24 protein-coding genes are annotated in these 24,058 nt (G+C 29.7%); 16 read left to right on the plus strand and 8 right to left on the minus strand.

Annotated features, from left to right (window positions below; translation table 11 throughout):
- The first annotated feature begins 66 nt into the window (after nt 1–66).
- The 3 genes from CRV02_RS09305 to CRV02_RS09315 are packed head-to-tail and all read left to right on the plus strand — an operon-like array spanning nt 67 to nt 3,610.
- Entirely contained in the window at nt 67–693 is a 627-nt protein-coding gene (locus tag CRV02_RS09305) for a hypothetical protein (RefSeq protein WP_129090103.1), read from the plus strand.
- 12 nt (nt 694–705) lie between these two features.
- Nucleotides 706–1,275 (plus strand): FixH family protein, encoded by a 570-nt coding sequence (locus CRV02_RS09310; RefSeq protein WP_129090104.1) that lies wholly within the window; start codon nt 706–708, stop codon nt 1,273–1,275.
- Nucleotides 1,259–3,610 (plus strand): PD-(D/E)XK nuclease family protein, encoded by a 2,352-nt coding sequence (locus CRV02_RS09315; RefSeq protein ID WP_129090105.1) that lies wholly within the window; start codon nt 1,259–1,261, stop codon nt 3,608–3,610. Before CRV02_RS09310 ends, CRV02_RS09315 begins: the two co-directional genes overlap by 17 nt.
- A gap of 138 nt (nt 3,611–3,748) precedes the next feature.
- On the opposite strand, the gene CRV02_RS09320 is transcribed toward CRV02_RS09315, so the two are convergent.
- The 6 genes from CRV02_RS09320 to plsY form a co-directional block, all read right to left on the minus strand.
- On the minus strand, nt 3,749–4,948 hold the full coding sequence (locus CRV02_RS09320) for a porin (RefSeq protein ID WP_129090106.1): 1,200 nt from the start codon (nt 4,946–4,948) through the stop codon (nt 3,749–3,751).
- 96 nt (nt 4,949–5,044) lie between these two features.
- Nucleotides 5,045–6,139: a peptide chain release factor 2 gene (gene prfB, locus CRV02_RS09325; protein ID WP_129090107.1), complete on the minus strand. Its 1,095-nt coding sequence runs from the start codon at nt 6,137–6,139 to the stop codon at nt 5,045–5,047.
- 4 nt (nt 6,140–6,143) lie between these two features.
- Entirely contained in the window at nt 6,144–6,791 is a 648-nt protein-coding gene (locus tag CRV02_RS09330) for a cytochrome c (protein WP_129090108.1), read from the minus strand.
- A 123-nt stretch (nt 6,792–6,914) separates the two neighbouring features.
- On the minus strand, nt 6,915–8,255 hold the full coding sequence (locus CRV02_RS09335) for a major outer membrane protein (protein ID WP_129090109.1): 1,341 nt from the start codon (nt 8,253–8,255) through the stop codon (nt 6,915–6,917).
- Between the two features lie 228 nt (nt 8,256–8,483).
- The gene (locus tag CRV02_RS09340) at nt 8,484–8,798 is read right to left on the minus strand and encodes a dihydroneopterin aldolase (protein ID WP_129090110.1); all 315 of its coding nucleotides are present in this window, start codon (nt 8,796–8,798) and stop codon (nt 8,484–8,486) included.
- Nucleotides 8,799–8,855: 57 nt separating this feature from the next.
- Nucleotides 8,856–9,479 carry a glycerol-3-phosphate 1-O-acyltransferase PlsY gene (gene plsY, locus CRV02_RS09345; protein WP_129090111.1) on the minus strand — a complete coding sequence of 208 codons (624 nt, stop codon included), beginning with the start codon at nt 9,477–9,479 and terminating at the stop codon, nt 8,856–8,858.
- Between the two features lie 155 nt (nt 9,480–9,634).
- Here plsY and nadA point away from each other — a divergent pair, with 155 nt between their 5' ends.
- The 13 genes from nadA to CRV02_RS09410 all read left to right on the plus strand — a co-directional run bounded on the left by nadA (nt 9,635) and on the right by CRV02_RS09410 (nt 21,760).
- A complete protein-coding gene (gene nadA, locus CRV02_RS09350; RefSeq protein ID WP_129090205.1) occupies nt 9,635–10,624 on the plus strand; it encodes a quinolinate synthase NadA in 990 nt (329 codons plus the stop codon).
- A complete protein-coding gene (gene nadC / locus CRV02_RS09355; RefSeq protein ID WP_129085251.1) occupies nt 10,621–11,442 on the plus strand; it encodes a carboxylating nicotinate-nucleotide diphosphorylase in 822 nt (273 codons plus the stop codon). The genes nadA and nadC overlap by 4 nt, the downstream gene beginning before the upstream one ends.
- Nucleotides 11,443–11,481: 39 nt before the next feature.
- A complete protein-coding gene (locus CRV02_RS09360; protein WP_129085252.1) occupies nt 11,482–12,471 on the plus strand; it encodes a bifunctional oligoribonuclease/PAP phosphatase NrnA in 990 nt (329 codons plus the stop codon).
- On the plus strand, nt 12,452–13,825 hold the full coding sequence (locus CRV02_RS09365) for a M23 family metallopeptidase (protein WP_129090112.1): 1,374 nt from the start codon (nt 12,452–12,454) through the stop codon (nt 13,823–13,825). Before CRV02_RS09360 ends, CRV02_RS09365 begins: the two co-directional genes overlap by 20 nt.
- Nucleotides 13,822–14,727 (plus strand): UDP-3-O-acyl-N-acetylglucosamine deacetylase, encoded by a 906-nt coding sequence (gene lpxC, locus CRV02_RS09370; RefSeq protein WP_129090113.1) that lies wholly within the window; start codon nt 13,822–13,824, stop codon nt 14,725–14,727. Before CRV02_RS09365 ends, lpxC begins: the two co-directional genes overlap by 4 nt.
- Nucleotides 14,724–15,176: a hypothetical protein gene (locus CRV02_RS09375; protein ID WP_129090114.1), complete on the plus strand. Its 453-nt coding sequence runs from the start codon at nt 14,724–14,726 to the stop codon at nt 15,174–15,176. Before lpxC ends, CRV02_RS09375 begins: the two co-directional genes overlap by 4 nt.
- Before the next feature lie 11 nt (nt 15,177–15,187).
- The gene (gene thrB, locus CRV02_RS09380; RefSeq protein ID WP_129085256.1) at nt 15,188–16,069 is read left to right on the plus strand and encodes a homoserine kinase; all 882 of its coding nucleotides are present in this window, start codon (nt 15,188–15,190) and stop codon (nt 16,067–16,069) included.
- A 40-nt stretch (nt 16,070–16,109) separates the two neighbouring features.
- Complete coding sequence (locus tag CRV02_RS09385) at nt 16,110–16,382, plus strand: DUF448 domain-containing protein (RefSeq protein ID WP_375137085.1); 273 nt, start codon at nt 16,110–16,112, stop codon at nt 16,380–16,382.
- The gene (infB, locus tag CRV02_RS09390; protein ID WP_129090116.1) at nt 16,372–19,011 is read left to right on the plus strand and encodes a translation initiation factor IF-2; all 2,640 of its coding nucleotides are present in this window, start codon (nt 16,372–16,374) and stop codon (nt 19,009–19,011) included. Before CRV02_RS09385 ends, infB begins: the two co-directional genes overlap by 11 nt.
- A gap of 12 nt (nt 19,012–19,023) precedes the next feature.
- Nucleotides 19,024–19,383 (plus strand): 30S ribosome-binding factor RbfA, encoded by a 360-nt coding sequence (rbfA, locus tag CRV02_RS09395; RefSeq protein ID WP_129090117.1) that lies wholly within the window; start codon nt 19,024–19,026, stop codon nt 19,381–19,383.
- Nucleotides 19,380–19,808 carry a ribosome maturation factor RimP gene (gene rimP / locus CRV02_RS09400; RefSeq protein ID WP_129090118.1) on the plus strand — a complete coding sequence of 143 codons (429 nt, stop codon included), beginning with the start codon at nt 19,380–19,382 and terminating at the stop codon, nt 19,806–19,808. Before rbfA ends, rimP begins: the two co-directional genes overlap by 4 nt.
- A 74-nt stretch (nt 19,809–19,882) precedes the next feature.
- Nucleotides 19,883–20,890 carry a bifunctional diaminohydroxyphosphoribosylaminopyrimidine deaminase/5-amino-6-(5-phosphoribosylamino)uracil reductase RibD gene (gene ribD / locus CRV02_RS09405; RefSeq protein WP_129090119.1) on the plus strand — a complete coding sequence of 336 codons (1,008 nt, stop codon included), beginning with the start codon at nt 19,883–19,885 and terminating at the stop codon, nt 20,888–20,890.
- Nucleotides 20,891–21,055: 165 nt separating this feature from the next.
- Nucleotides 21,056–21,760 (plus strand): hypothetical protein, encoded by a 705-nt coding sequence (locus tag CRV02_RS09410; RefSeq protein WP_129090120.1) that lies wholly within the window; start codon nt 21,056–21,058, stop codon nt 21,758–21,760.
- Nucleotides 21,761–21,894: 134 nt separating this feature from the next.
- On the opposite strand, the gene efp is transcribed toward CRV02_RS09410, so the two are convergent.
- Both efp and serA read right to left on the minus strand, forming a co-directional pair.
- Nucleotides 21,895–22,458, minus strand: a complete 564-nt coding sequence (gene efp / locus CRV02_RS09415; protein WP_129085263.1) for an elongation factor P — start codon at nt 22,456–22,458, stop codon at nt 21,895–21,897.
- A gap of 11 nt (nt 22,459–22,469) precedes the next feature.
- On the minus strand, nt 22,470–24,056 hold the full coding sequence (gene serA, locus CRV02_RS09420; protein ID WP_129085264.1) for a phosphoglycerate dehydrogenase: 1,587 nt from the start codon (nt 24,054–24,056) through the stop codon (nt 22,470–22,472).
- Nucleotides 24,057–24,058: the final 2 nt, after the last annotated feature.

A 24,058-nucleotide genomic window follows, 5' to 3' on the forward strand; every position in this document is an offset into this window, starting at 1 on the left:
ATTAGCTTCGGCTGCATTATCTGCATACTTATCTTTCTTTGACTCTGCAAGAGTTTATGTAGGTTAATGAAAAAGTTTAACTTTATTAAAGTAGCAGTACTCTCACTGCTACTTTTCTTATCTTCAAACCTTTATGCAAGCAAATTCGTTTTAAGTGATGATGGTTTAGTTGACCAAAGAGCTATTGTAAAAATAGAAGAAATTGGTAACGAAGCATTTTCTAAATTAGGTGTAAATATATACGTATATGCAAAAAGTACTTTAGGACTTAATCCAGATATCTCAACAAAAGATAAAATTAAATATATCAAAGATCATGAGACTGAAATTACACAAGCATTACACAAGCCTTATGTTTTACTTACAATGGCAGTGGAAGATACTCACGTAAATTTAATTGTATCTTCAAGTTTAAAAGAGACTGTAGATAAAAATGAAATCTTAAATAGTTATGTTGTACCATTATTAGCATCAAAAGATAAAAACTCTACATTTGCAAAAGCAAGTGCAGCTATTTTAAATGGTTATGCAGCTATTGCAGATACAATCGCAGAATCAAAAAATATTAAACTTGAAAGTAGTATTGGAAGTTCAGGTAAAGTTGCTGGAACAGTATGGAAAGTCTTTATGTACTCATTAATTGTAGTTGGACTTTTACTTTATGTTTATGCAGTTCTTAGAAGAAAAAAATAGGATAACTAATTTATGAAAAAAAGAAACCTTTGGCCTTTTTTATTTATAGGTATTTTCTCATTCACTTTTTCAATGATTGTTTGGACTATTTACTCAGCAGTAAATACTCCCGTTCATGAAGATGAGACATTTTTAAAGTCATATCAGGATTTAGATGAGCATTATAATGATGTAGTTAATTCAAATAGAGTATTTTCATCAAAGTATAATTTTCAAATTGTATTTAATGAAAATAAAGAGTTTGGACTAGTAATTGATGATATGTTTAAAGGGCAAAGAGTTATTGAAAAAACTTCAGCTCATAAAAAAACTTTTATTAAAGGTAAAAATAAAGTTGCTGTAAAAGTTACTGATAAAGCAGGAAATATTGTGAATGATTTAGATATCAACTTTAGAATATCTAGACCAACAAATCACAAATATACAATGGATTTTAAAACAGAAGATTTTAAAATTGAAAATGGTGAATATGTTACTTATTTAGATTTACCATTAAAGGGTAACTGGAATGTTACTGGAAACTTTAAAGCCTCAAATGATGTGGGATACATATATATAAAGTCTGATGCTACAGAGCAATAAACTATTAGTATTTCCAACTTCTAGATCAATAAGAGAGTATTTAGATAAAGATAATTTATCTAATACTCTTTTACCTACAATCACTACAATAGATGAGTTTTTTAAAAAATCACTTTTTTTTGAAAATAAAAGAATAATAGATGAAGAACAAAGATTTTTATATCTTAATGAGGCTGCTAAAAATGTAAATCTTTCAGCTTTAGGTATCTCATCTAGTTTTAATGCTTTTTTAAAACAAAGTGATTATATATATAGATTCTTTTTAGAAATATCAAGTGAAAATGTTAGTATAGAATCTATAATTACTGCTGATACATACTCTTATTATGAAGAACATTTAGAAATACTTATTCAAATATACAAAAACTATTTAAATATCTTAGAAAAGAATAATGCAATAGATAGAATAAATATGCATTTACACTTTAAGTTAAATAAAGACTATATAAATAGATATAAAAGCATTAAAATATATTTTGAAGGTTATTTTACTCAATTTGAGTTTGAGATTGTAAAAGAAGTGTCTAAACTATTAGATTTAGAAATAGAGTTTGTTTATAATGAATATAATAAGAAGTCTGTTCAGAAATTTATGAATTATGGGTTTGAATTAGAAGAGGGTAGAAGATATCTTATAAATTTAAGCTCAAAAACTGTAGTTGAAGAGCATATTTTAGATGAGTACCTTGATAGTATAGAGATAAAAGGCTTTTCTTCAAGAATAAATCAAATTACTTTTATAAAAGCTTCTATTGTAAACTTTATTAATAAAGGTCTAAATCCATCTAAAATAGCTCTTGTTTTACCTGATGAAGGCTTAGCTAGACTTTTAAGACTTTTTGATAATGAAGGCTATTTTAACTATGCTATGGGAATAGATATTAGTAATTCAAAACTATATAAAGCTCTTGATGCAATTAATACTTCGCTTTTCGATGATGAGATAAAAGTTTTTAAGAATATTGAGTATTTAAGTATTGATGAAAACTTTTATAAAGAGGTTTTTTCAAATGCTTCAAAATCATATCTAACAAAAGAGAAATTTTTAAAAATATGTGAATATCTAAAAAGTATTGAAGATGAAAACGAATTACTTGAAAAGTTTGATGAAGTATGTTTTAGATATGAAAAACTTGTTTTCTCTCAAGAAGAACCGATAATTTTAAAAGATGCTATGAAAATCTTTTTTCAGAAAGTTTCTTCAATTACTTTAGATGATATTAATTCTGGAAAAATCACAGTAATGGGATTATTAGAAAGTAGACTTATTAATTTCGAAGCAGTTATTATTTGTGATTTCAATGAGTCTTTAATTCCTAAAAGAAGTTTGAAAGATAAGTTTTTATCAACAGCTTTAAAACAAAAAGTTAATCTTCCAACTTCAAGTGATAGAGAAGATTTACAGAAATATTATTATAAAAGATTGATATCAAACTCTAATAATGTAGCTATTTCATATGTAAAAAATGACTCTGACCAAATATCAAGATTTGCAAATAAGTTATTTGATATAAAAATAGATGAAAAGCTTTATGACAATGAATATAAGCATATTCTTTATTCTCAAAATAGTTTAAAACATTTTGCTGAAGATATAGTTCTTGATATAGATTTATCAAAGTTAGTTTGGAGTGCAAGCTCTTTAAAAGAGTTTTTAGAGTGTAAAAGAAAATACTATTTAAATCATATACTTAAAATAAAAGAGCATGATATATCTATAAAGCCAAAAGGCTATGAATTAGGTAATATCATTCATAATACTTTAGAAAAGTATTATAAGCAAGATATGAGAGGTTATGATGTATTACTTGAAATATTTAATAAAAATAGAAGTGAGAATCCATTTTTAAATCTTGATTTAGAGATTTGGAAGAAAAAGTTAAAAGAGTTTGTATCTTTAGAAGAAAAAAGATTTGAACAGGGATATAAAGTTTTAGAGTTAGAAAAAGCTTTTTTTTGTGAATTTGAGGGAGTAAAGCTTCAAGGTAAGATTGATAGAATTGATATTTTAAATGATGAATATTTTGTGTTAGACTATAAGACATCATCAAATTTAAAAGTTAGCACAAAAAGAACTTATGAAAAAGCAGTGGATTTTCAGTTAGAGTTTTATTTTTTAGGTGTTGAAAGTTTATATAATAGTAATAGTATTAATACTTTTTATTATGATTTACATAATATGAAACTTCTTGAAGAAGTAGTATTAAATGAGAAGTTAAAATTGCTAAAAAATATTTTTACAGAGTTTAAAACAACTAGTGTAAACTTTGAGAAGTGTGATAATAATCAAATTTGTCAATATTGTATTTATAAGACAATTTGTAATAAAGAGTAGTTTTTATACAATTAAATAGTATATTATTTGTAGAGAGTGGATAAAATATAAGTCTCTTAAGTTTACAAATTTGACATAAAAAAAGGCTTTGGTTTAATCCAAAGCCTTTTTTATTTGTACTATAAAGTTTCTAGAGTTTTAGAAAGAGTATTGTACGTGAACTCTACCGATTGTTGAATCGATGTCATCATTTGCAGCATTTACATCATCTTTTTCAAATAGACCAAGTCTTACAAATGTATAGAAGTTTTTACTCATATCATACTTAACTTGACCATAAATTTCATTTTGATCAGTTGAGTTTGATTCTGAATCAGCATCTAAATCAGAGTAGTTAACTGATAAGTTAATTTTAGGTGTAACTTGTGCATTTACAGAAGCGTATAATACAGAAGCGTCAGAAATACCTGTTAAAGTAACTCTCCAGTGCTCATCATAACCAGTTGCTGCACTATAATCTAAAGCAGAAAGACCACCTTCCTCATCTGTTTCACCATATCCAATGTGAGCTCCAAAGATCCCCATTTGCGCTCTCATACCAAGCTTCCAAAGTTTGTTGTCTTCACTTGTTCCGTTAAGTTCTAATGCAGTATATCTAGCATATGGAGCTAATTTTACATCAGCAACATCATAAGATGCAGCTAATCCAATAGTGTATGCATCTAAAATATCTTGAACATCAATGTACCATGCATCAGCAGTGATACCAGCAATGTTTAAAATAGCCCCAGCAGTAACAACATTTTCATCACCTGAAATATCAGATACTTTATTGTTATCTAAGTCAAGATCTGTACTTAATTCACCAACTTCAACCCCTAGGTTTGTTTGATTAAAGTAAGCACCTGCTAATGTAAGAGGTCCAAAATTAGTTTGAGCTAAGATACCAGTACCTGTTTGCTCATTACCCATTGCATCTCTATGTAAAGTAAATGGAGTAGCTAAACCTTGCTTACCAACTGTAATTGCAGTATTAGAAATTCCAGTATAAGTGAAGTTAACTTCTGATAGATTTACGTCAACTTGTTGATCTCCATTAGTATGAGTATTTAAAGATGCAGGACTTGCTCCTTCAGTACCAATAATAAATCTAGTATTTGCAGTAACATCTTCATTAACTTTTGATTTTAAGTTAAGAGCAATTTTATAATTATTTGAATTTGAACTCTCAAATTTATTATTATCTGCATTCCAGTTTTCCTCATAATCATTATATCTGTATGCAACTGTACCAGATACGTCTACGTTTTTAATAGCTTCTGCTAAAGGTTGTGCAGATGCAGTAGTTCCTGCAACTGCAATTGCAGCTACTAAACTCATTTTTGCGAATTTTTTCATTTTTGTCCCTTTTGTGTGAAATTAGCCTTAATTATACATAAAAGTTATTAAATAAGTGTTAAAAAGTTGTAAAAATAATATACAGTTAACAGTTTGTTAACTTTTTTGAGATATTAAGACATCTTCAATAATTTTTGTTATGTCTCCATCAAGAATTGCATCAACATTTGAATAGCCTATATTACTTCTTGTGTCTTTTACTTGCTGGTATGGTTGTAAAACGTATGATCTAATTTGATGTCCCCACCCAATTTCACTTTTTTCAATACCATTTTTTTCTGCTTGTTGTTTTTCTAGTTCAAGTTCATAAAGTCTTGATTTAAGCATTTTCATAGCGCTTGCTTTATTTTTGTGTTGAGATCTATCATTTTGACATTGAACTACAATACCTGATTCTATATGAGTTATTCTAATGGCACTTTCTGTTTTATTAACATGTTGTCCACCAGCTCCACTTGCTCTATATGTGTCTATTCTTATATCTTTATCTTCAATTTCAATATCAATATTATCATCAATCTCTGGACTTACCATAACAGAAGCAAAAGAGGTATGTCTTTTTGCATTAGAGTCAAAAGGAGAAATTCTAACAAGTCTATGAATACCATTTTCAGCTTTTAAATAGCCATAGGCATTTTCACCTTTGATTATAAAAGAAACGTCTTTTATACCAGCTTCTTCACCATCTTGATAATCAAGGAGTTCTATTTTAAAGTTTTGTCTCTCTGCCCATCTTAAATACATCCTATAAAGCATACTTGCCCAATCTTGAGACTCAGTACCCCCTGCACCAGGGTGAATAGAAACAATTGCATTGGAAGAGTCATCAGGTGAGCTTAACATTACAGCAATTTCAGTAGACTTTACTAACTCTTCAAGCTCTTTTGCTTCTTCAAAAAGAAGCTCAAAAGTATCTTCATCACTCTCTTCATTTGCTAATTCAAATAGTTCATTACTTCCACTTAAAGCATCATTTGCTTTATTGAATTTACTTAAGTTACTAAGGATTCTATTTTTTTCAATACCAATTTTTGTTGCTTTTTCTACATCAGACCAAAAATTTTGGTCTGCTTCAAGTTTTTCAATCTCTTTAATTCTTTCTTCTAACTCTTCTGGTTTTAGAATATTTTTAATATTTTCTAATTTAGTATTAAGAAGCTTTAGTAATTCAGAGTATTCATAATTATCCATGTAATTATTTATTTTCCTCTGTAGTTTTTTCTTTCTTTTCTTTTAGACTTCTTAAGTAAACATATACATTTTTAACATCATTGTCATTCATTAATGTAGCATATGGTTTCATAACAAAAGCCATTCCTCTATCATAATCACCTAAATTATAACCTCTAATCGAAAGACTAAAGTCTTGAAGATTTAAACTATTAATAGCTCTTGATACACCTTTTGCTTTAATTTCACCGTTTTTACCATGACATGAAATACATTTGTTATTATAAAGTTTTTCACCTGATTTACTTTTTCTAATATAAGCTTGTTTTTTCTTTGTAGCTATCTCTTGTTTTTTTCTCTCTTCAAGTCTATTTAAAATTTTCTCTTCTAAAGCTTTTTCATCAATTGATGATAAGTTTACTTCCTCTTTTTTAAATATATAAATGTAGTTTGCACCGTTTTTAGTTTTATCAATATTTATATCTGCAACAGACCAACCCTCATTTTTCATATCTTGTACAGATTTTTGGTTTTGACATTCTCCACCACTTAAAGCAGTAGTTTCAATAGTCATCATTGATTTATGGTTTTCTTTAAAACACATTGTTGTTTGAGCTGTTGCAATAGTTGCAGTTAAAATAGAAGTTAATGCAATGCTAGATAGAAGTTTCATTTATATCCTTTTATTAAATTAAGGATATTATAGCAAAGATAAGATAAATAATAATTTTAAAGTAAAAAAAAAGCTAGAGAGAAATCTCTCTAGCTTTAGGAAAAAGTAAATTAAACTTTCCTATTAGAAAGAGTATTGTACTTGTAATCTTCCGATTGTTCCATCGTTATCTTTAACTTTTCCATTTTCATCAGTGTAATCATTTTCAAAGTCTGCTTGACCAAGTCTGATGTATCCACCAAAGTTTTTAGACATTTGGTAAGAAGCTTGTAAGTAAAGTTCTGTATCAGTTGCATCTTCTCTTAATGTATTCCCATTGCTAGAAATTTTATCTTTATCTAATTGGTGGTAATTAACAGAAAGGTTTAAAGATGGTAATACTTGAGCTCCAACTTTAACTTGTAAGTACTCAGCATCTGCAACACCGTTTAATTGAACAGTGTAACCTTGCATACCAGTTTTAGCATCGTTATCTAAAGCTGCTAAACCACCTTCTTTATCAGTCCAACCATAGTTAACGTTTGCAGAGAAAATTCCAGCTTTAAGACCTAACATAATTTTTGTTAATGAGTGATCTTCTTGAGCAAATTCTTTTGCAGTATCTCTTGCTGCAGCAAGTGCAAGTCCAGCACCTTGAGCAAAGTTAGTTGCAAAGTTTTTGTCAAGATCTAACTCAGTGTGTCTTGCACCAATTGATAATTTAACTGCATCTAAGTCAAACTTAGCCATTGCACCTAATGTATAAGTGTCAAAAGAATCTTGCATATCTAAGTACCATGCGTCTAATGCAACAGGACCAATGTTAGCCATTGCACCTACAGTAATAACATTTTGGTCACCTTCAACAACTTCTGTTGCTTTAGTTGCATCAGCATTTGCACCAATTAAAGTTTCACTACCAGAAACTTTTGCATCAGAAGATGTATTTAGGTTAGTTTGGTTGAAGTAAGCACCAGCTAAAGTAACAGGACCAACATTAGTTAATGCTAAGATACCAGTACCAGTTTGCTCATTACCATCAGAATCAACAGCTACAGTCCATGGAGTAGTTAAACCTTGTTTACCTACATTAACAGTAGTGTTTGCAATACCAGTGTAAGAGAAATAAACATTTGATAAAGAGATATCAGCTTGTCCATCTCCACCTGTAGTGTAGTCTAATCCTACCATATTACCATTAGTTTGTGAACCAACAATAAATCTAGTTACTGCAGTTACATCATCATTAACTTTAGATTTAGCAGTTAATGCAATTTTATACTTATTGTTTGAAAGATCTCTATCTGAAGAATCATTGTTAGCATCGTCTCTTGCATTGTCTTCAAAAGCTCTATCATCATATCTATATACAACTGTACCAGATACGTCTACATTTTTAATAGCTTCTGCTAAAGGTTGTGCAGATGCAGCAGTTCCAGCTACAGCTAATGCAGCTACTAAACTCATTTTTGCGAATTTTTTCATTTTGTCTCCTAAGTTTACAAATAATTGCAGTTAACCGGATGCGCGAACAATCTACAAGTAGACCTTTCCGGATGACCGTTGCACAAATTCTACTGCACAAAAAATAAAAGTTTTCTTAAATTGATCTTTTATTGACCTTTTGGTGGTAAATTTAAGCATATATTCAAATACATATAAAAATTATATTTTTTTTGAAAAATATTTCTTATACATCTTGTAAAATTGTATTTAATTTTCTAGTGAGACAATGCAGTTTTTTAAAATATCTGGTTTAGAGATTTTTATTTTTAAGTTTTTTATAGGGTATTTCTTTTTTAGTTGCTTTTCTATCGTAGCTATAGCATCTTCTAGTAGTTCGAACTTTTTTTCTTTCATAGTTTTTTCTACTTTTGCTGCAACCTTTGAGTAATCAATAAAGCTACCTTTATCTAAAAAATCATATTCAAAAAAGATATCAATAATAACTCTTTGTTTTTTGATTCTTTCAAAATCAAGTATTCCAATTATGCATTTAAATGTTAGCTTTTCTATTGATATTTTCATGGTGTAACCGTTTTGTAACCTTAAGTGAATTTAAGAATAAAGAAGAGAAGAAGTAGATTAAACTACTCTTTTTTCTTCTCCCTTGATTAGTCTTATTATATTTGGAATATGTTTGTAGTAGATAATAAATGCAATTAAATACATAGGTGCATTACTTCCAACTTCTAATCCATTATTTAAAAATAGTGCAGCTATTACAACAGCTGTAAGACCTAATAATGAAGATAAAGATGATACTTTTAAAACTTTTGCACAAAAAATCCAAACAGCTGCACCAATAAGTGTAGGTATTGGAATAAGAACTAAAAATACACCAAGTCCTGTTGCAACACCTTTTCCACCTTCTAATCCTAAGAAAATAGAATAACAGTGACCTAAGATTGCTAATACAGCAATAGCCCAAAGCGTAGAAGCACTTGCATCAAGCATCATTGCTATTAAAAGAACAATTGTTCCTTTTAATGCATCTAAAATAACAGTTGCCACACTTAGCTTTTTTGCTAAAGAAGGATTTGTTTCTTTTACTACTCTTAATACATTAGTTGCACCAATTGATTTACTACCATGTTCTTTGATATTTACATCTGCAAAAACTTTTGCAAGAAGAAGTCCAAAAGGAATAGAACCAGCTAGAAAAGCTACTATATAAAATAGAATATTAAAATTAAATAGAAAATCCATTTAAAACCTTGAAATTAAATTTGAAGCTGAATTATACCTAAAGTTTGTTTAATCATTTTTGCTTTAATAAGTTATAACAAAAATTTTGATATATTCCCATTAAATTATTTAGTGATATATATAGATAAAATAAAAGGCAAAAGTTGAACTTAAAAATGGATTTAAAAGAAGAAATCTTAAAACTAAAAGAAGAGTTAGATGTAACTTTAGTTGCGCACTTTTATCAAAGAGATGAAGTTTTTGAATTAGCTGATATTACAGGGGACTCTTTAGAACTAGCAAGAAAAGCAAAGCAAACTGACTCAAAATATGTAGTATTTTGTGGTGTAGGTTTTATGGGAGAGAGTGTAAAAGTTTTATCTCCTGAAAAAACAGTATTAATGCCAAAGATTGCCTGTTGTGCAATGGCAAGAATGATTGATGAAGGTTATTACGAGCAAAACCTAAAGCAAATCAATGAAGCAGGAATACCAAATGAAGATATTCTACCAATCACTTATATCAATTCAAGTGCCGCAGTAAAAGCAAAAGTTGGTGAAATGGGAGGTATGGTTTGTACTTCTTCAAATGCTTATAAAATTATTGAAAAAGGTTTAGAATCTGGAAAGAAAATATTCTTTGTACCAGATAGATGCCTTGGACAAAACTTTGCAAAACAGATGAATCTAAAATCAGCAGTTGTTGGTGATGGAAGTGATTTAAAGCAAGCAGATATTATTTGTTATAACGGTTTTTGTTCTGTGCATCAGTTATTTACTGTTGATGATGTAGAGTTTTATAGAGAAAAGTATGAAGACATTTTAGTTGCTGTGCACCCTGAATGTGACCCAAGTGTTTGTGATGCAGCTGATTTTGTAGGTTCTACTTCTCAACTGATTCAGTATATAAAAGATTTACCTCTTGAACAAAAAGTTGTTGTAGGAACTGAGTTTAATATGGTTAATAGGTTAAGAGAAAAAAATACTTATATCTTAAGTTCTACAAAACCAGAGTGTCCAACAATGAATGAAACAACATTAGAAGATGTTTATAGAACACTGAAATCTATAAAAGATAATAATATTAGTGAAGAGACACTAATTAAAGTAAATGATGAAACAATTAAATGGGCAAGAGTTGCTTTAGAGAGGATGCTTGAAGTATGATAAATATTAAGAAGTTTGTTAAAAATGCCATTATAGAAGATAATGGAAGAGGAGACTTATTCTTTGATGTAGCTCCTAAGGGTAAGTTTACTGCAAAAGCAATTGCAAAAGATGATGGAATTTTAGCAGGTGAGCTTTATGCAAAAGCATTAGCAAAAACTGAAAAGTTTGATTGTAAATTTTTAAAGCATGACGGTGATGTTCTAAAAAAAGGTGACGTAATAGCAAAACTTGAAGGTAAAGCTTCAATTCTTTTATCAAGTGAGCGAACTTTTTTAAATATGCTTCAACATGCATCAGGAATTGCAACTATGGCAAATAAGTTTGCAAGTAAGATTGAGGATTTAGAAGTAGCTTTATTAGATACTAGAAAAACTAGACCACAACTTAGAGACTTTGAAAAGTATGCAAGTAGAATTGGTGGAGCTATAAATCATAGACTTGGACTTGATGATTGTCTTATGATTAAAGATACCCATATGAAAACAATTCCAAATCTTGAAGAGTTTATTAAAAAAGCAAGAAAAAGAATCTCTTGGGTTACAAAAATTGAGATTGAGTGTGAAACTTTTGAGCAAGTTAAAACTGCAATGGAAGCAGGAGCTGATATTATTATGTGTGATAATATGGAACCTGAGCAAATAAAAGAAGTAGTTAAGTTTAGAGATGAAGAACATCCTCATGTTTTATTAGAAGCAAGTGGAAATATTAATCTTGATACTGTTAGGGATTATGCTTTAACAGGAGTTGATGCTTTAAGTTCAGGAAGTATTATTCACCAAGCAACTTGGCTTGATTTCTCAATGAAATTTGACTAATTTACTATTTGTTAACAGTTCTAGAGTATAGTGGAAAACATGAAAAAAGACTTTATCCTTAGCAATAAAATCAATATGACAGATTATGCAAAAGCATTGGAACTTATTGAAAAGAGTAGATATATATTAATAGTTACTCACGTGAATCCAGACCCAGATTCAATTGGTTCAGCTTTAGCGCTGTCAAACTTTTTACAGGAAAATAGAATTAAACATAAAGTATATAATGTTAGTTCTGACCTTCCTCAAAATTTAGATTTTATTCCAAGGTTTGAAAAAATTACAGACCAACTTCCAAAGTTTTATGATTTGGTTATCTCTTGTGATTGTGGAACATATGCAAGACTTGGGTTTGATGTTCCAAAAGATATTCCAATTATAAATTTTGATCATCACCAATCAAATAACAATTTTGGAAAAATAAATATTGTTGACCCAATGAAAAGTTCAACAGCTGAGATTGTTTATGATTTTTTCAAGCATAATGGTCTTTATATTACAAAAGCAAGTGCAACAGCACTTTATGTAGGTATTTATGATGACTCATTATCTTTTTCTTTAGGAAGATGTGATGAGTTAACCTTTGATAAGGTAAATCACCTTGTTAAATTTGGGGCAAGTCCTTCTGAGATAGCGAATAAACTTCTTAGGCGTGATTCTTTAGCAAAATATAGAATTATTCCAAAGGTTTTAGAAAGTTTAGAACTTTATAAAGAAGGAAGTGTTGCTTCTATTTATGCAAAGACAAAGTGGTTTAAAGAAACGGGAGCTCATAATAGAGATTGCGAAGATGCCCTTGATATGATTATGAGTATGCATATTGTAAAAGTTGCATTTTTTGTAAGAGAAGTAAATGGCGTAGCAAGAATCTCTTTAAGATCAAAAGGGAAAATAGATGTGTCAGAAGTTGCAGGAAAGTTTGGCGGTGGCGGCCATTTCAATGCAGCAGGTTGTAGTTTAGATACAACAGATATAGAAAAAGCCAGAAAAAAAGTTTTAAAGGAAGTTTTTGAGACGACAAAAAAATAGTTTTGGAAAAATTGTTATCTTTTTAGTTTTAGCAGTAGTTGCAGCAGGGGCTGTATTTGTATTTTTATCTCCACAGTTTGAGAAAAAAGCTCCAGAGATTACAACAGAGAGTAATCTATTTTGGAATGGAAAAGATAAGTTAACAATCTCTTTATCTGATGAGAGTGGAATCAAAGAGTATAGTGCTTATTATGTTGGAAATAATGGACCAGTAGTAATAAATAGTCAAAAGATATCTTCAAAACAAACAAATGTTACGTTTAATTTGGGAGATATTAGATTAAATCCAAACGCTAAAAGTATAAAGATAATTGTAGAAGCAACAGATAGAAGTAATTGGAATTTATTTCAAGGAAATACTGTTTCAAAAGAGTTTATTTTAGATGTTGATAGAAAAAGACCAGTTGCAAATGTAATTACAAACTCATACAATATAAGACAAGGTGGAAGTGCTGCTGTTGTTGTTGAAGTAAAAGATGAAAACCTAAGTGATAAATATATTACATTTAACAATGAATATAGATTTGAATTAATCCCATATAAAAAAGAGAATTTTTATGTAGCAATTATTGCTTGGCCTGTTTGGGAAGAAGAGTTTTCAAGGGTAAATCTTGTAGCAGTTGATAAAGCAAATAATAAAACTATTTCAAAAGTTCCTTTATATATCAAAGATTTAAAAATCAAAAATGACAAAATAAAAATTAGTAAAAACTTTATAGAAAGAAAATCAATTCCAGTATTACAAAGAAGTGATTTTGAAGTACCAACAAATGACATTGATATTTTTGTTAAACAAAATAGAGACTTAAGAGTTTCAAATGTTGCAACTATAAGAAAAGCAAGTTTAGAAAATATGTCAAAAGAAATGGTTTCAACGTTTGATTTAAAACCATTTAAAAGACTTAGTGGTTCTAAAACTTTTGCAGGTTTTGCTGAGAGAAGACACTATTATTATGAGGGTGATAAGATTGATGAAGCTTGGCACTTAGGTATGGATTGGGCAAGTATAAAACATGCTACAATTAATGTATCAAATGATGGTAGAGTTATATTTAATGATTATTTAGGGATTTATGGAAATACTTTAGTTATTGACCATGGGTTTGGAGTACAATCTTTATATGCTCACACAAGTAAATCTTTTGTGCAAGATACTGAAAATGTAAAAGCAGGAGATAAGATTGCAACAACAGGAAGTAGTGGTGCTGTATTTGGAGATCACTTACACTTTGGTGTTTTAGTTCAAGGAATTGAAGTAAATCCTTTAGAGTGGATGGATAGAAATTGGATAAAAACTAGAATCTCAAATATCCTTCACGAAGCAGACTATGCAATTAAAAGTAGTGAAAAATGAAACAACGAACAATAGCAAATAGTGTAGAAATTGTTGGAATAGGACTTCATAAGGGAGTTCCTGTAAAGATGAAACTAGAGCCTTTAGATTCTGATATGGGAATAATTTTCTATAGAGAAGATGAAGGGATTACAATTCCTCTTAAAATAGAAAATGTAGTAGACACAAAAATGGCAACAGTTATTGGAAAAGATGGAATTGTTATTTCTACTATTGAACATCTTTTATCTGCTGTATATGCCTATGGTATTGATAATCTAAGAGTTATTATTGATAACGATGAGGTTCCTGTTCTTGATGGAAGTTCATCTGGTTATTGTATGCTTATTGAAGAAGCTGGAATCAAAGAATTATCAGCTTCTAAAAAAGCAATCAAGATAAAAAAAGATGTAGAAGTTACAACAGAAGATGGGAAAAGAGTTGCTTTAAAACCATCTAATCATATTATCTATGATTTCTCAATTGATTTTGACCATCCAGTTATTGGAGAGCAAGATTTTAGATTTGATTATTCAATTGAAGAGTATAAAGAGAATATCAGTAGAGCAAGAACTTTTGGATTTTTACATGAGGTTCAATATCTAAGAAGTCAAGGTTTAGCTCAAGGTGGAAGTTTGGAAAATGCAATTGTACTTGACCAATCAAAAGTTCTTAACCCAGAAGGTCTAAGATATAACGATGAGTTTGTAAGACATAAAATTTTAGATGCAATTGGTGATATGGCTCTACTTGGATACACTTTAGTTGGTGAATATGATGCCCATGCAGGAAGCCACTATTTAAATCATTTACTTACTAAAAAAGTATATGAAAGTGAAGAAAACTATGAGATTATTGATTTAGAAGAAGCAAATGAAGAAGCTCAAGTATTTGAAATGGCATACTCTAAGGTTCAAGCTTGATAGAAGTTTTAGTTATTAGTATCTCAAATCCTCTTTTATTAGGAATTTATAAAAACAAAGAGTTAATAAAAGAGCTAGAAATAGAAGGTATGACTTCTGATGTTTTACCTGTAACTTTTGAAAAAATAATCAATGAATATGAAATAAGCAGAATAAGCTATGTTAATACACCTGGTTCTTATATGGCTATAAAAGTTGCATATGTATTTTTAAAAACATTAGCAATTACAAAGAATATAGAACTGATGGCTTGTAGTGGCTTTGAGTTTAATAATAATAGTCCCATCAAAGCATTGGGTAAAAAATACTTCATAAATTCAGATGAAGGCATTAAAGTAGACTTTTTAGATAAAGATACTAAAATTGCAGACTTTAAATTGCCAAAGCAACTAAAACAAATAGATTTTAGTGAAGAGACTTTGCCAATATATAATTTACCTGCCGTATAAAAGGAAATAGATTGAGAATTAGTGTTCCAGCAACAAGTGCTAATTTAGGACCAGGGTTTGATACTCTAGGATTAGCAATTTCGTTACACAACCAAGTAACAATTAGACCTTCAAAATTTCACAGTGTGTCATTAAGAGGTGAAGGGTCAAATAACCCTGTATTAAAAGATAACAATATGTTTATTGCTATCTTTAATGATTTTTATCACAACTTATCTAGAAAAAAAAGACATTTTAGATTTGAATTTACAAATGAAGTTCCATTATCAAGAGGTTTAGGAAGTTCATCAGCTGTAATTGTTTCAGCAATTGCAAGTGCTTATGCAATAGAGGGTATTAAACTTGATAAACAAAAACTTTTAAACCTTGCATTGGCATATGAAAACCATCCAGATAATATTACACCAGCTGTAATGGGTGGATTTAATGTTGCAACAGTTCAAGATAATGAAGTAAAGTTTATAAGAAAAACTTTACCAAAATCTTTAAAAGCTATTGTTGTAATTCCAAATAGACCAATTTCAACACAGCTTGCTAGAAAAGCATTACCTTTTAAATATTCTAAAGAAGATACTATTTTTAATATCTCTCATTCATCTTTATTAACAGCTGCTTTTATGACTGAAAATTGGGATATGTTAAGAACTGCATCATTAGATAAAGTTCATCAAAAGTATAGAATGAAGCAAATGCCAGAACTATTTGATGTACAAAAAACTGCACTTAAACACGGTGCTTTAATGAGTACTTTATCAGGTTCAGGTTCAACACTTTTCTCAATGTGTCTAAGAGAAGATTGTCAAAGAATTGAGTCAGAACTTAAAAAAAGGTTCCCTCATTTCAAAGTTCTTTCAAGGAATTTTGACAATGATGGTGTTAGAGTAGAAGACTAAAAATAATAAGTTTAAGTAAAAATTAGGTATTATATTGACTATTTTGAAAAAGCCCATTAGAACATGTATTGTTTGTAGAGGTAAATTTGAACAAAACTTGTTGCTAAGATTTAAATGTAAAGATAAGAAACTTCAAGCCTTTGACAACATGGGAAGAAGTTTTTATATCTGTAAAGAGTGTATTTCATTATTAGAAGATGAAGACATTAACTCTAAAAATTTAAAAAAACTTGAAAAAGCACTTTTTAGAGAGTGTAAAAACAAAGATAACTACATAGGACAACTTAAGGAGATTTTAACGCATGTCAGATAACGTAAGAGTATATGAAATTGCTGAAGAAGCAGGAGCTAGTAGCACGGAAGTGATTGCTAAAGCTAAAGATTTAGGAATAGAACTTAAATCACCTCAAACAGCAGTTTCATTTGAAGATGCAGAAGAGATAGCAAACTACATTATGACTGGTAAAAGTTCGAAACTTGCTACAAAACCAGCTGCTAAAAAAGTAGTAAAGAAAAAAGAACCAGTTAAAAAAGAGACTGAGTCTAAAGAAGAACCAAAGAAAGAAGAAGAACCAAAAAAAGTTGAAACTTCAGAGCAAAAAGTAGAAAAAGAAGAAGAACCAAAAAAAGAAGAGCCAAAAGAAGAAAGCGTTAAAAGTGTGGCTCCTAAAAGAGTTGTTCCTAAAAGAAGAGGGCTAAAAATTATTAAGAAGAAGAAGCCAAGAGAAGAGCCAAAAGAGCAAATCCAAACTTCTTCTTCAGCTATTGAAGGTCAACCTAAAAAAGCAATGAAATCACTTAGTGAGATTTTAGGTGGAAATGATAAAGCAGAGGACAAAAAAGAGACTCAAGCTCAAAAAGTAGCTAGAAAAAAAGAGAAAAAGAAACAACCTCCAAAAGCACATGACCATGGTAAGGTTATTGAATTAGAAAGAGGTTCTCAATCTGACTTCTCTAATGCAAGTGATGAATCATTACTTGGTGAAGAAGTTGTTTTATTAGATATGGACTTATCTGAACCTTCAAAATTCTTAGAAGAGAATAAACCAAATAACAACAATGATAAAAAACAAAGTAGATCTTCAAGACCTGCTGCATTTGGTAATAGACCTCAAGGTTTAAAAAGAAAGAAAAGAAAGAAAAGAATTAAAAGAACTGAAGAAGAAATTGAAATCACTGAAGTAACAATTCCAGAAGATGTAAGGGTTTACGAGTTTGCAGAAGCTTGTGGTAAATCAGCATCAGAAGTAATCACAGTATTATTCGGTCTTGGAATGATGGTTACAAAAAATGACTTCTTAAAACAAGATGAGTTAGAAATTCTTGGTGAAGAGTTTGGTATTGAAGTAACTGTTAAAGATGCTTTAGAAGATGCAAACTATGTTGAAGATTATCAAGAAGAAGAAATTGATGAAACAAATTTTGAAACTAGACCTCCAGTTGTTACAATCATGGGACACGTTGACCATGGTAAAACTTCATTATTAGATAAAATTAGATCTTCTAAAATTGCTTCAGGAGAAGCTGGTGGAATTACTCAACATATTTCAGCATATACAATCAAACAAAATGATCAAAAGATTACTTTTGTAGATACTCCAGGTCACGCCGCGTTCTCTGCAATGAGAGCAAGAGGTGCTGAAGTAACTGATATTGTAATTATTGTTGTTGCAGCTGATGATGGTGTTAAACAACAAACTGAAGAAGTTATTTCTCATGCAAAAGCATCTGGATGTCCAATTATTGTTGCAGTAAATAAAATTGATAAAGAAGCAGCAAACATGGATATGGTTAAAGCTCAAATGGCAGAGAGAGAAATGACTCCTGTTGATTGGGGTGGAGATATTGAGTTTATTGGTGTATCTGCTAAAACTGGAGAAGGAATTGATGATTTATTAGAAAACATTCTTTTACAATCAGAAATTTTAGAATTAAAAGCTGACCCAACTGCAAAAGCAAAAGCAACTGTTGTTGAATCATCTTTAGAAAAAGGTAGAGGACCTGTTGCAACTGTTATTGTTCAAAATGGTGAACTTAAAGTTGGTGACAACATTGTTTGTGACACTACATTTGGTAGAGTTAAAGCAATTACAAACTGCCTTGGTAAACAAGTTAAATCTTTAGGACTTTCTGAAACAGGTTCTGTTCTTGGATTAAATGAAGTTCCTGCAGCTGGTTCGATTTTAGTAGCACAAGAGTCTGATAAAGAAGCTAGAGAAATTGCTACAACTAGAGCAGAACATGCAAGAGCAAAAGAGTTATCTAAATCTACAAAAGTTTCTTTAGAAGAGATGAGTGGATTAATTGCAGAAGGTAAAATCAAACAACTTCCAGTAATTATTAAAACTGATGTTGGTGGTTCATTAGAAGCAATTAAAGGTTCATTAGAAAAAATCCAAAATGAAGAAGTAAAAGTAAAAGTAGTTCACGCAGGTGTTGGTGGAATTACTGAGTCTGACTTAATTCTTGCTGGTGCATCAGAAGGGTGTGTTATCTTAGGATTTAACGTAAGACCTACTGGTTCTGTTAAAAATAAAGCAAAAGCGGATGGTATTACAATTAATACTTACTCTATCATCTATGACTTAATTGATGATGTTAAAGATACACTTTCTGGTATGATGAGTGCTGTTATTAGAGAAGAAAATACTGGTCAAGCAGAAGTTAGAGATACATTTGTTGTTCCAAAAATTGGAACAGTTGCAGGATGTTTCGTAACTGATGGTAAAGTTATCAGAGGTGGACATGCAAGAATCATTAGAGATGGTGTTGTAACTTACACTGGTAAGATTTCATCTCTTAAAAGATTTAAAGATGATGTTAAAGAAGTATCAAATGGATTCGAATGTGGTATTATGTTTGACAAATTCAACGATATTAAAGTTGGAGACTTCATTGAAACATTTATTCAAATTGAAGAAAAAAGAGAAATTGAACTGTAAAGAGGCAGCTTAATGAAAAGTATTAATCTTCAAAGAACTGAATCATTACTGATGGAGCTTGTACCTGAAGCTCTATCAATTATGAATGACGAAAGAATCCGATCTCTTCCTATCACTGGTGTAAATTGCAAAAATGGAAAATATGATGCAATTGTATATTTTGATGGAAGTGACTTCGAGGATAAGGAAATACCAGGAGTAGTTTCTGCATTAACTAAAGCAAGTGGTAGAATTAAATCATATGTTTTAAGTGCAACTGGTTGGTATAAGTGTCCTAACTTTAAATTTGAAAATGATAAATCTTTGGAGAAGTCAAAAAATATTGAAGATTTATTTAGAAAAATTGAAAAAGATAAAAAGAGTGAATCATGAATTTAGAAGAATCAATTGAAATTGCAGTACAAGGTTGTGGTGCAGAAGTTTATGATATTGTATCTTTAAAAGAGAATGATATGAATATCTTTAGAGTTTATGTTACAGCTAAAGAGGGAATCAACCTTGATAAATGTGCAGAAATCTCTAGAATGATATCTCCAATTTTAGATTTAGATGAACCAATGAATGGTAAATATAACTTAGAAGTTAGTTCTCCTGGAATTGAAAGAAAATTAAAAAATCCAAGACACTATAAAGCTTCTATTGGTGATAAAGTTAAACTAAAAGATTTTGATAAAAACACTATTAAAGGTGAATTATTATCAGCAGACGATAATGAAATTAAAATCAAAACAGAACATGGTGAAGAGATAATTTCATATGATGAAATATCTTCAGCATCTACTTATTTTGAATGGTAGAATAAATTTAAAAATAGTTAAAAAAGGAAGTTGATTTTTCAGCTTCCTTTTTTTTTACTTTAGAAAAGAGAACAATGAAAATAGATGATAATTTTTTTATGAAACTTGCTATTGATGAAGCATGGAAATATCAATTAATGACTTATCCTAATCCAGCTGTTGGCTGTGTTGTTGTAAAAGATGGAGAGATACTTTCTATTGAAGCTCATAAAGAAGTAGGAATGCCTCATGCAGAAGTAAATGCACTTAAAGCTGCCTATCTTAAAAAACATCCAAATGATATTTTAAAAGCAAAAACATCTAGCCATGATATACATGATTATCTAATAAAAAATCATAAAGGTTTTTTTGAAGATTGTACTATTTATGTAACTTTAGAACCATGTAATCATATAGGAAAAACTCCTGCTTGTGCTAATTTATTAAAAGAGATAAAACCTAAAAGAGTTGTAGTAGCTCATGAAGATATTAATAAAGAAGCAAAAGGTGGTATAGAAACGTTAAAGTCATCTAATATTGATGTGAGCCTTGGATGTATGAAAAAAGAAGCTTATGACCTTTTATATCCATTTATTAAGTGGACAAATGGAACTTTTATATTTTATAAAATGGCTCAAACATTAAATGGTTGTATTGATGGAAGTATCTCTTCAAATACAGCTAAGGCTTATGTACATACGTTAAGAGATAAAATTGATTTAATGCTTATTGGTGGAAATACAGTGCGAACTGACAAACCAACATTAGATGCTAGATATATTGCAGGACAAGCTCCTAATATTATGATTTATACAAAGAATAAAGTATTTGATAATAATATTCCTCTTTTTAAAATACCTAATCGAGATGTAATTATAAGTGATGATTTATTTAAACTATTAGATTATAAATTCATTATGGTTGAAGGTACTTATAACTTAATGGATAAATTAAAAGAGAAGATTGACTATATTGTTTTACTTGTAAGTCCTAAGATTAGAAAAGGTGTAAATGCTTTAAATGATATTGATATGGATTTTGAGATTGTGCATGAGAATTATATAGGTGAAGAGAAAATCATCTATCTAAAAAGAAAAGGCTAGATTAAAAGCCATCTTTTTAGCAATCTCTTCGTCAAATAAGAAAATTTAATCAGTTATTTACTATAGTAAACTCCTTCATAAGTTTACTTCTTTTCCTTGACCTTACTTAAAATATGGCTTTTAGATATTTTTGAATATAATAAAAAAAATGATTTTGGAGGAAGCTTGACTAATCTAAAAAAAAGCAAAATAAATGAAATATTAAATGAATTTAATGAATCTAAGTATTTTACTATTGATGATTTTATTTTTGAATTTCCTTCATCTGGAAGAGTTTTATGTAAGATTAAATTTGTTGCACATGATGATTGCCATTTTATACTAGAAGAAAAAAGCTATCAAGTTAAGCAGAAAAGTTCATTTGTTTTAACAGATGCAAACTATATAGATAAAGAAGCATTATTTATTACAGTGTCTCCTGGTGATTATAAAAAAGAAGATTGTCTAAAAATTAATGATTTTCATTCTGTATCATTTAATATTAGAAATTGGATTCAAAGAATTGATACAGAACTAAAAGAAATAAATAATAATTTTAATATTGATAATATATCTGAATTAATAAAAACTGAACTTGATAAAAATATTATTGATGAAAATGAAAGATTTACATTAGAAGAAATAGAAAATATGATTATTAAGCTAGATAGACTTGAAGAAAAAGTAATCAAATTAGAAAATGAAATTTCTAAAGAAGATAGTGAAAAAATTCATTTAGTTATTGAAGACAGTAAAAACAATTTAACAAAATATCCTAAAAAATCATGGTATGCAACAACATGGAATAAGTTTAAGAACCTTGATAGTAATTTAAAACTGTTGATAGGCTTTAAGGATTCTTTAACAAATATAATTGATTGGTTTAAATAATTTTAAAAGGTAAAGATTTGTTGTTAGAAACAAGATAGGACTTCTTTTGACGAGGGAGCTTACAAACTGTGAACTGTAAGTGACTGAGGAAAAAGGAGTTTTATCGCCGTTTATAGCGATAAAACTTTGCCTTTTTATTTTACCTTCTCTAAGTACTCACCAGTTCTAGTATCACATTTGATAACATCACCTTCTACTAGGTGGAAAGGAATCTGTACAACAGCTCCACTTTCTAAAGTAGCAGGTTTTTTACCACCTTGTGAGTCACCTTTGAAGTTAGGTGGAGTTTCTACAATTTTAAGTTCAACAGTCATTGGTGGTTCAACAGTAATAGCATTACCATTAAAGAACATCATATCAACATTCATTCCATCAATAATCCATTTTTCAGCATCACCTACTTGGTCATATGTTAAACCAATTTGTTCATAAGTGTTTGCATCCATGAATTGTAGCATTTCACCATCATCATATAGGTATTGCATAGTTTTTTGTTGTAAATCTGGAGTAGTACATTTGTCTCCTGCATGGAAAGTTTTTTCAATAACTTTTCCATTAAGGAATGATTTAATTTTACATCTAACAAATGCAGCACCTTTACCAGGTTTTACATGTTGGTATTCAGTGATTTTATAAGGAACACCATCAAGTTCAATTTTTAGACCTTTTTTAAGTTCACTCATTGAAATATTTGCCATTGCTATTCCTTTTATACTTCTGCATAAGCTACAGCAATTGCAGCTTCAAGAGTTTTAATTTGATCTAATACTTTATGATTAATAGATTCATCTACTAAGATAACTGCTAATGCAGAATCTTTTCCTCTTGCTAATCTAAAGTCTGAAATATTAATTTTGTTATCACCTAATAGTTTACCAACTTCTCCAATTACACCAGGAACATCAGTATTTCTCATAATGATAAGTTTTCCTTTTGGCTCAATATCAAAGTCAAAACCATTTAGTTCAACAATTCTTTGAACATCTTCATCAAAGACAGTACCAGAAATAGTATTTACACCTTTTTCTGTAGTGATTTTGATAGTAACTTTATTGCTGTATCCTGTGCAGTGATTTACTTCACAAGTATCAAATTTGATACCTTTTTCTTCAGCAATAAATTTAGCATTTACATAGTTGATTTCAGCAGCATCACTAGATGCAGTTAAAGCTCCAACTGTAGCAAATGTAGATAAAGAGTCAAGATACTCTTTAATCTCTCCGTGAGCACACACAGAAATAGATCTAATAGCAGATTTGTCTGTTTGAGCAGCTAAATATGCCATTTTTTGAGTTAACTCAATATATGGTTTTACAAATGAAGGAATTTTACTCTCATCAATAGGTAAGTTAAGAGCATTTGGATATGCAATTCCTCTTGCAGACTCAATTGCATTTTCAGCTGCTTGAGTAGCAATTTTCTTTTGAGATTCTTTTGTATTTGCACCTAAGTGTGCAGTTACAGTTACATTGTCTAAATCTAAAAGAGGGTGATCAATTGCAGGCTCTTTTTTGAATACATCAATACCAGCCATTGCAATTTTTCCAGATTTTAAGTTATTAACTAGTGCTTCTTCGTTGTATAAACCACCTCTAGCACAGTTGATTAAAATAACTCCATCTTTCATTTTAGCAATTTCTTCTTCACCAATCATATCAAGAGTCTCTTGATTTTTTGGAGTGTGAATAGTAATAATATCACAAGCTAAGATATCATCGAAGTTTGTTGTATAATTAATACCTAAATCAGTTGCTTTTGTTGAAGGAATATAAGGATCGTATGTAACAACATCCATTTCAAAAGATTTAGCTCTTAATGCAACTCTATGTCCAATGTTACCAAATCCGATAACACCAAGTTTTTTACCATAAAGCTCATTTCCATACCAATCTTCTCTTTTCCAGATTCTATCTTGTTTTAATTGGTTATGTGCGTAAGGGAACTTTCTCATACAAGACAGCATGTGAGCCATAGTAAGCTCAACTGCTGCAATTGTATTTGCAGTTGGAACGTTCATAGCAATGATTCCTCTTTTGCTACAACCTTCCATATCTACGTTATCGTATCCTACACCAGCTCTAATAATTGCTTTAAGATTAGTTGCTGCGTTTAAAAACTTTTCATCAACATCTGTTGAAGATCTAGTAATAGCAACATCAGCATCTTTAATAACATCTAAAAGTGCTACTTTATCAATGTCTGCTGCATATACATAGTTGATATCTTCAGTGTTTTGTAAAATGTTTAAACCATCTTCATGAATGTGATCACAAACTACGATTGTATGTTTACTCATTA

Source organism: Arcobacter sp. CECT 8989, assembly GCF_004116715.1.
Taxonomy (GTDB): Bacteria; Campylobacterota; Campylobacteria; order Campylobacterales; family Arcobacteraceae; genus Halarcobacter.

Coding starts and splice junctions, on each gene's coding strand:
- CRV02_RS09305 (WP_129090103.1), top strand. CDS start 67: ATGAAAAAGTTTAACTTTATTAAAGTAGCAGTACTCTCACTGCTACTT.
- CRV02_RS09310 (WP_129090104.1), top strand. CDS start 706: ATGAAAAAAAGAAACCTTTGGCCTTTTTTATTTATAGGTATTTTCTCA.
- CRV02_RS09315 (WP_129090105.1), top strand. CDS start 1,259: ATGCTACAGAGCAATAAACTATTAGTATTTCCAACTTCTAGATCAATA.
- CRV02_RS09320 (WP_129090106.1), bottom strand. CDS start 4,948: ATGAAAAAATTCGCAAAAATGAGTTTAGTAGCTGCAATTGCAGTTGCA.
- prfB (WP_129090107.1), bottom strand. CDS start 6,139: ATGGATAATTATGAATACTCTGAATTACTAAAGCTTCTTAATACTAAA.
- CRV02_RS09330 (WP_129090108.1), bottom strand. CDS start 6,791: ATGAAACTTCTATCTAGCATTGCATTAACTTCTATTTTAACTGCAACT.
- CRV02_RS09335 (WP_129090109.1), bottom strand. CDS start 8,255: ATGAAAAAATTCGCAAAAATGAGTTTAGTAGCTGCATTAGCTGTAGCT.
- CRV02_RS09340 (WP_129090110.1), bottom strand. CDS start 8,798: ATGAAAATATCAATAGAAAAGCTAACATTTAAATGCATAATTGGAATA.
- plsY (WP_129090111.1), bottom strand. CDS start 9,479: ATGGATTTTCTATTTAATTTTAATATTCTATTTTATATAGTAGCTTTT.
- nadA (WP_129090205.1), top strand. CDS start 9,635: ATGGATTTAAAAGAAGAAATCTTAAAACTAAAAGAAGAGTTAGATGTA.
- nadC (WP_129085251.1), top strand. CDS start 10,621: ATGATAAATATTAAGAAGTTTGTTAAAAATGCCATTATAGAAGATAAT.
- CRV02_RS09360 (WP_129085252.1), top strand. CDS start 11,482: ATGAAAAAAGACTTTATCCTTAGCAATAAAATCAATATGACAGATTAT.
- lpxC (WP_129090113.1), top strand. CDS start 13,822: ATGAAACAACGAACAATAGCAAATAGTGTAGAAATTGTTGGAATAGGA.
- infB (WP_129090116.1), top strand. CDS start 16,372: ATGTCAGATAACGTAAGAGTATATGAAATTGCTGAAGAAGCAGGAGCT.
- rbfA (WP_129090117.1), top strand. CDS start 19,024: ATGAAAAGTATTAATCTTCAAAGAACTGAATCATTACTGATGGAGCTT.
- rimP (WP_129090118.1), top strand. CDS start 19,380: ATGAATTTAGAAGAATCAATTGAAATTGCAGTACAAGGTTGTGGTGCA.
- ribD (WP_129090119.1), top strand. CDS start 19,883: ATGAAAATAGATGATAATTTTTTTATGAAACTTGCTATTGATGAAGCA.
- efp (WP_129085263.1), bottom strand. CDS start 22,458: ATGGCAAATATTTCAATGAGTGAACTTAAAAAAGGTCTAAAAATTGAA.
- serA (WP_129085264.1), bottom strand. CDS start 24,056: ATGAGTAAACATACAATCGTAGTTTGTGATCACATTCATGAAGATGGT.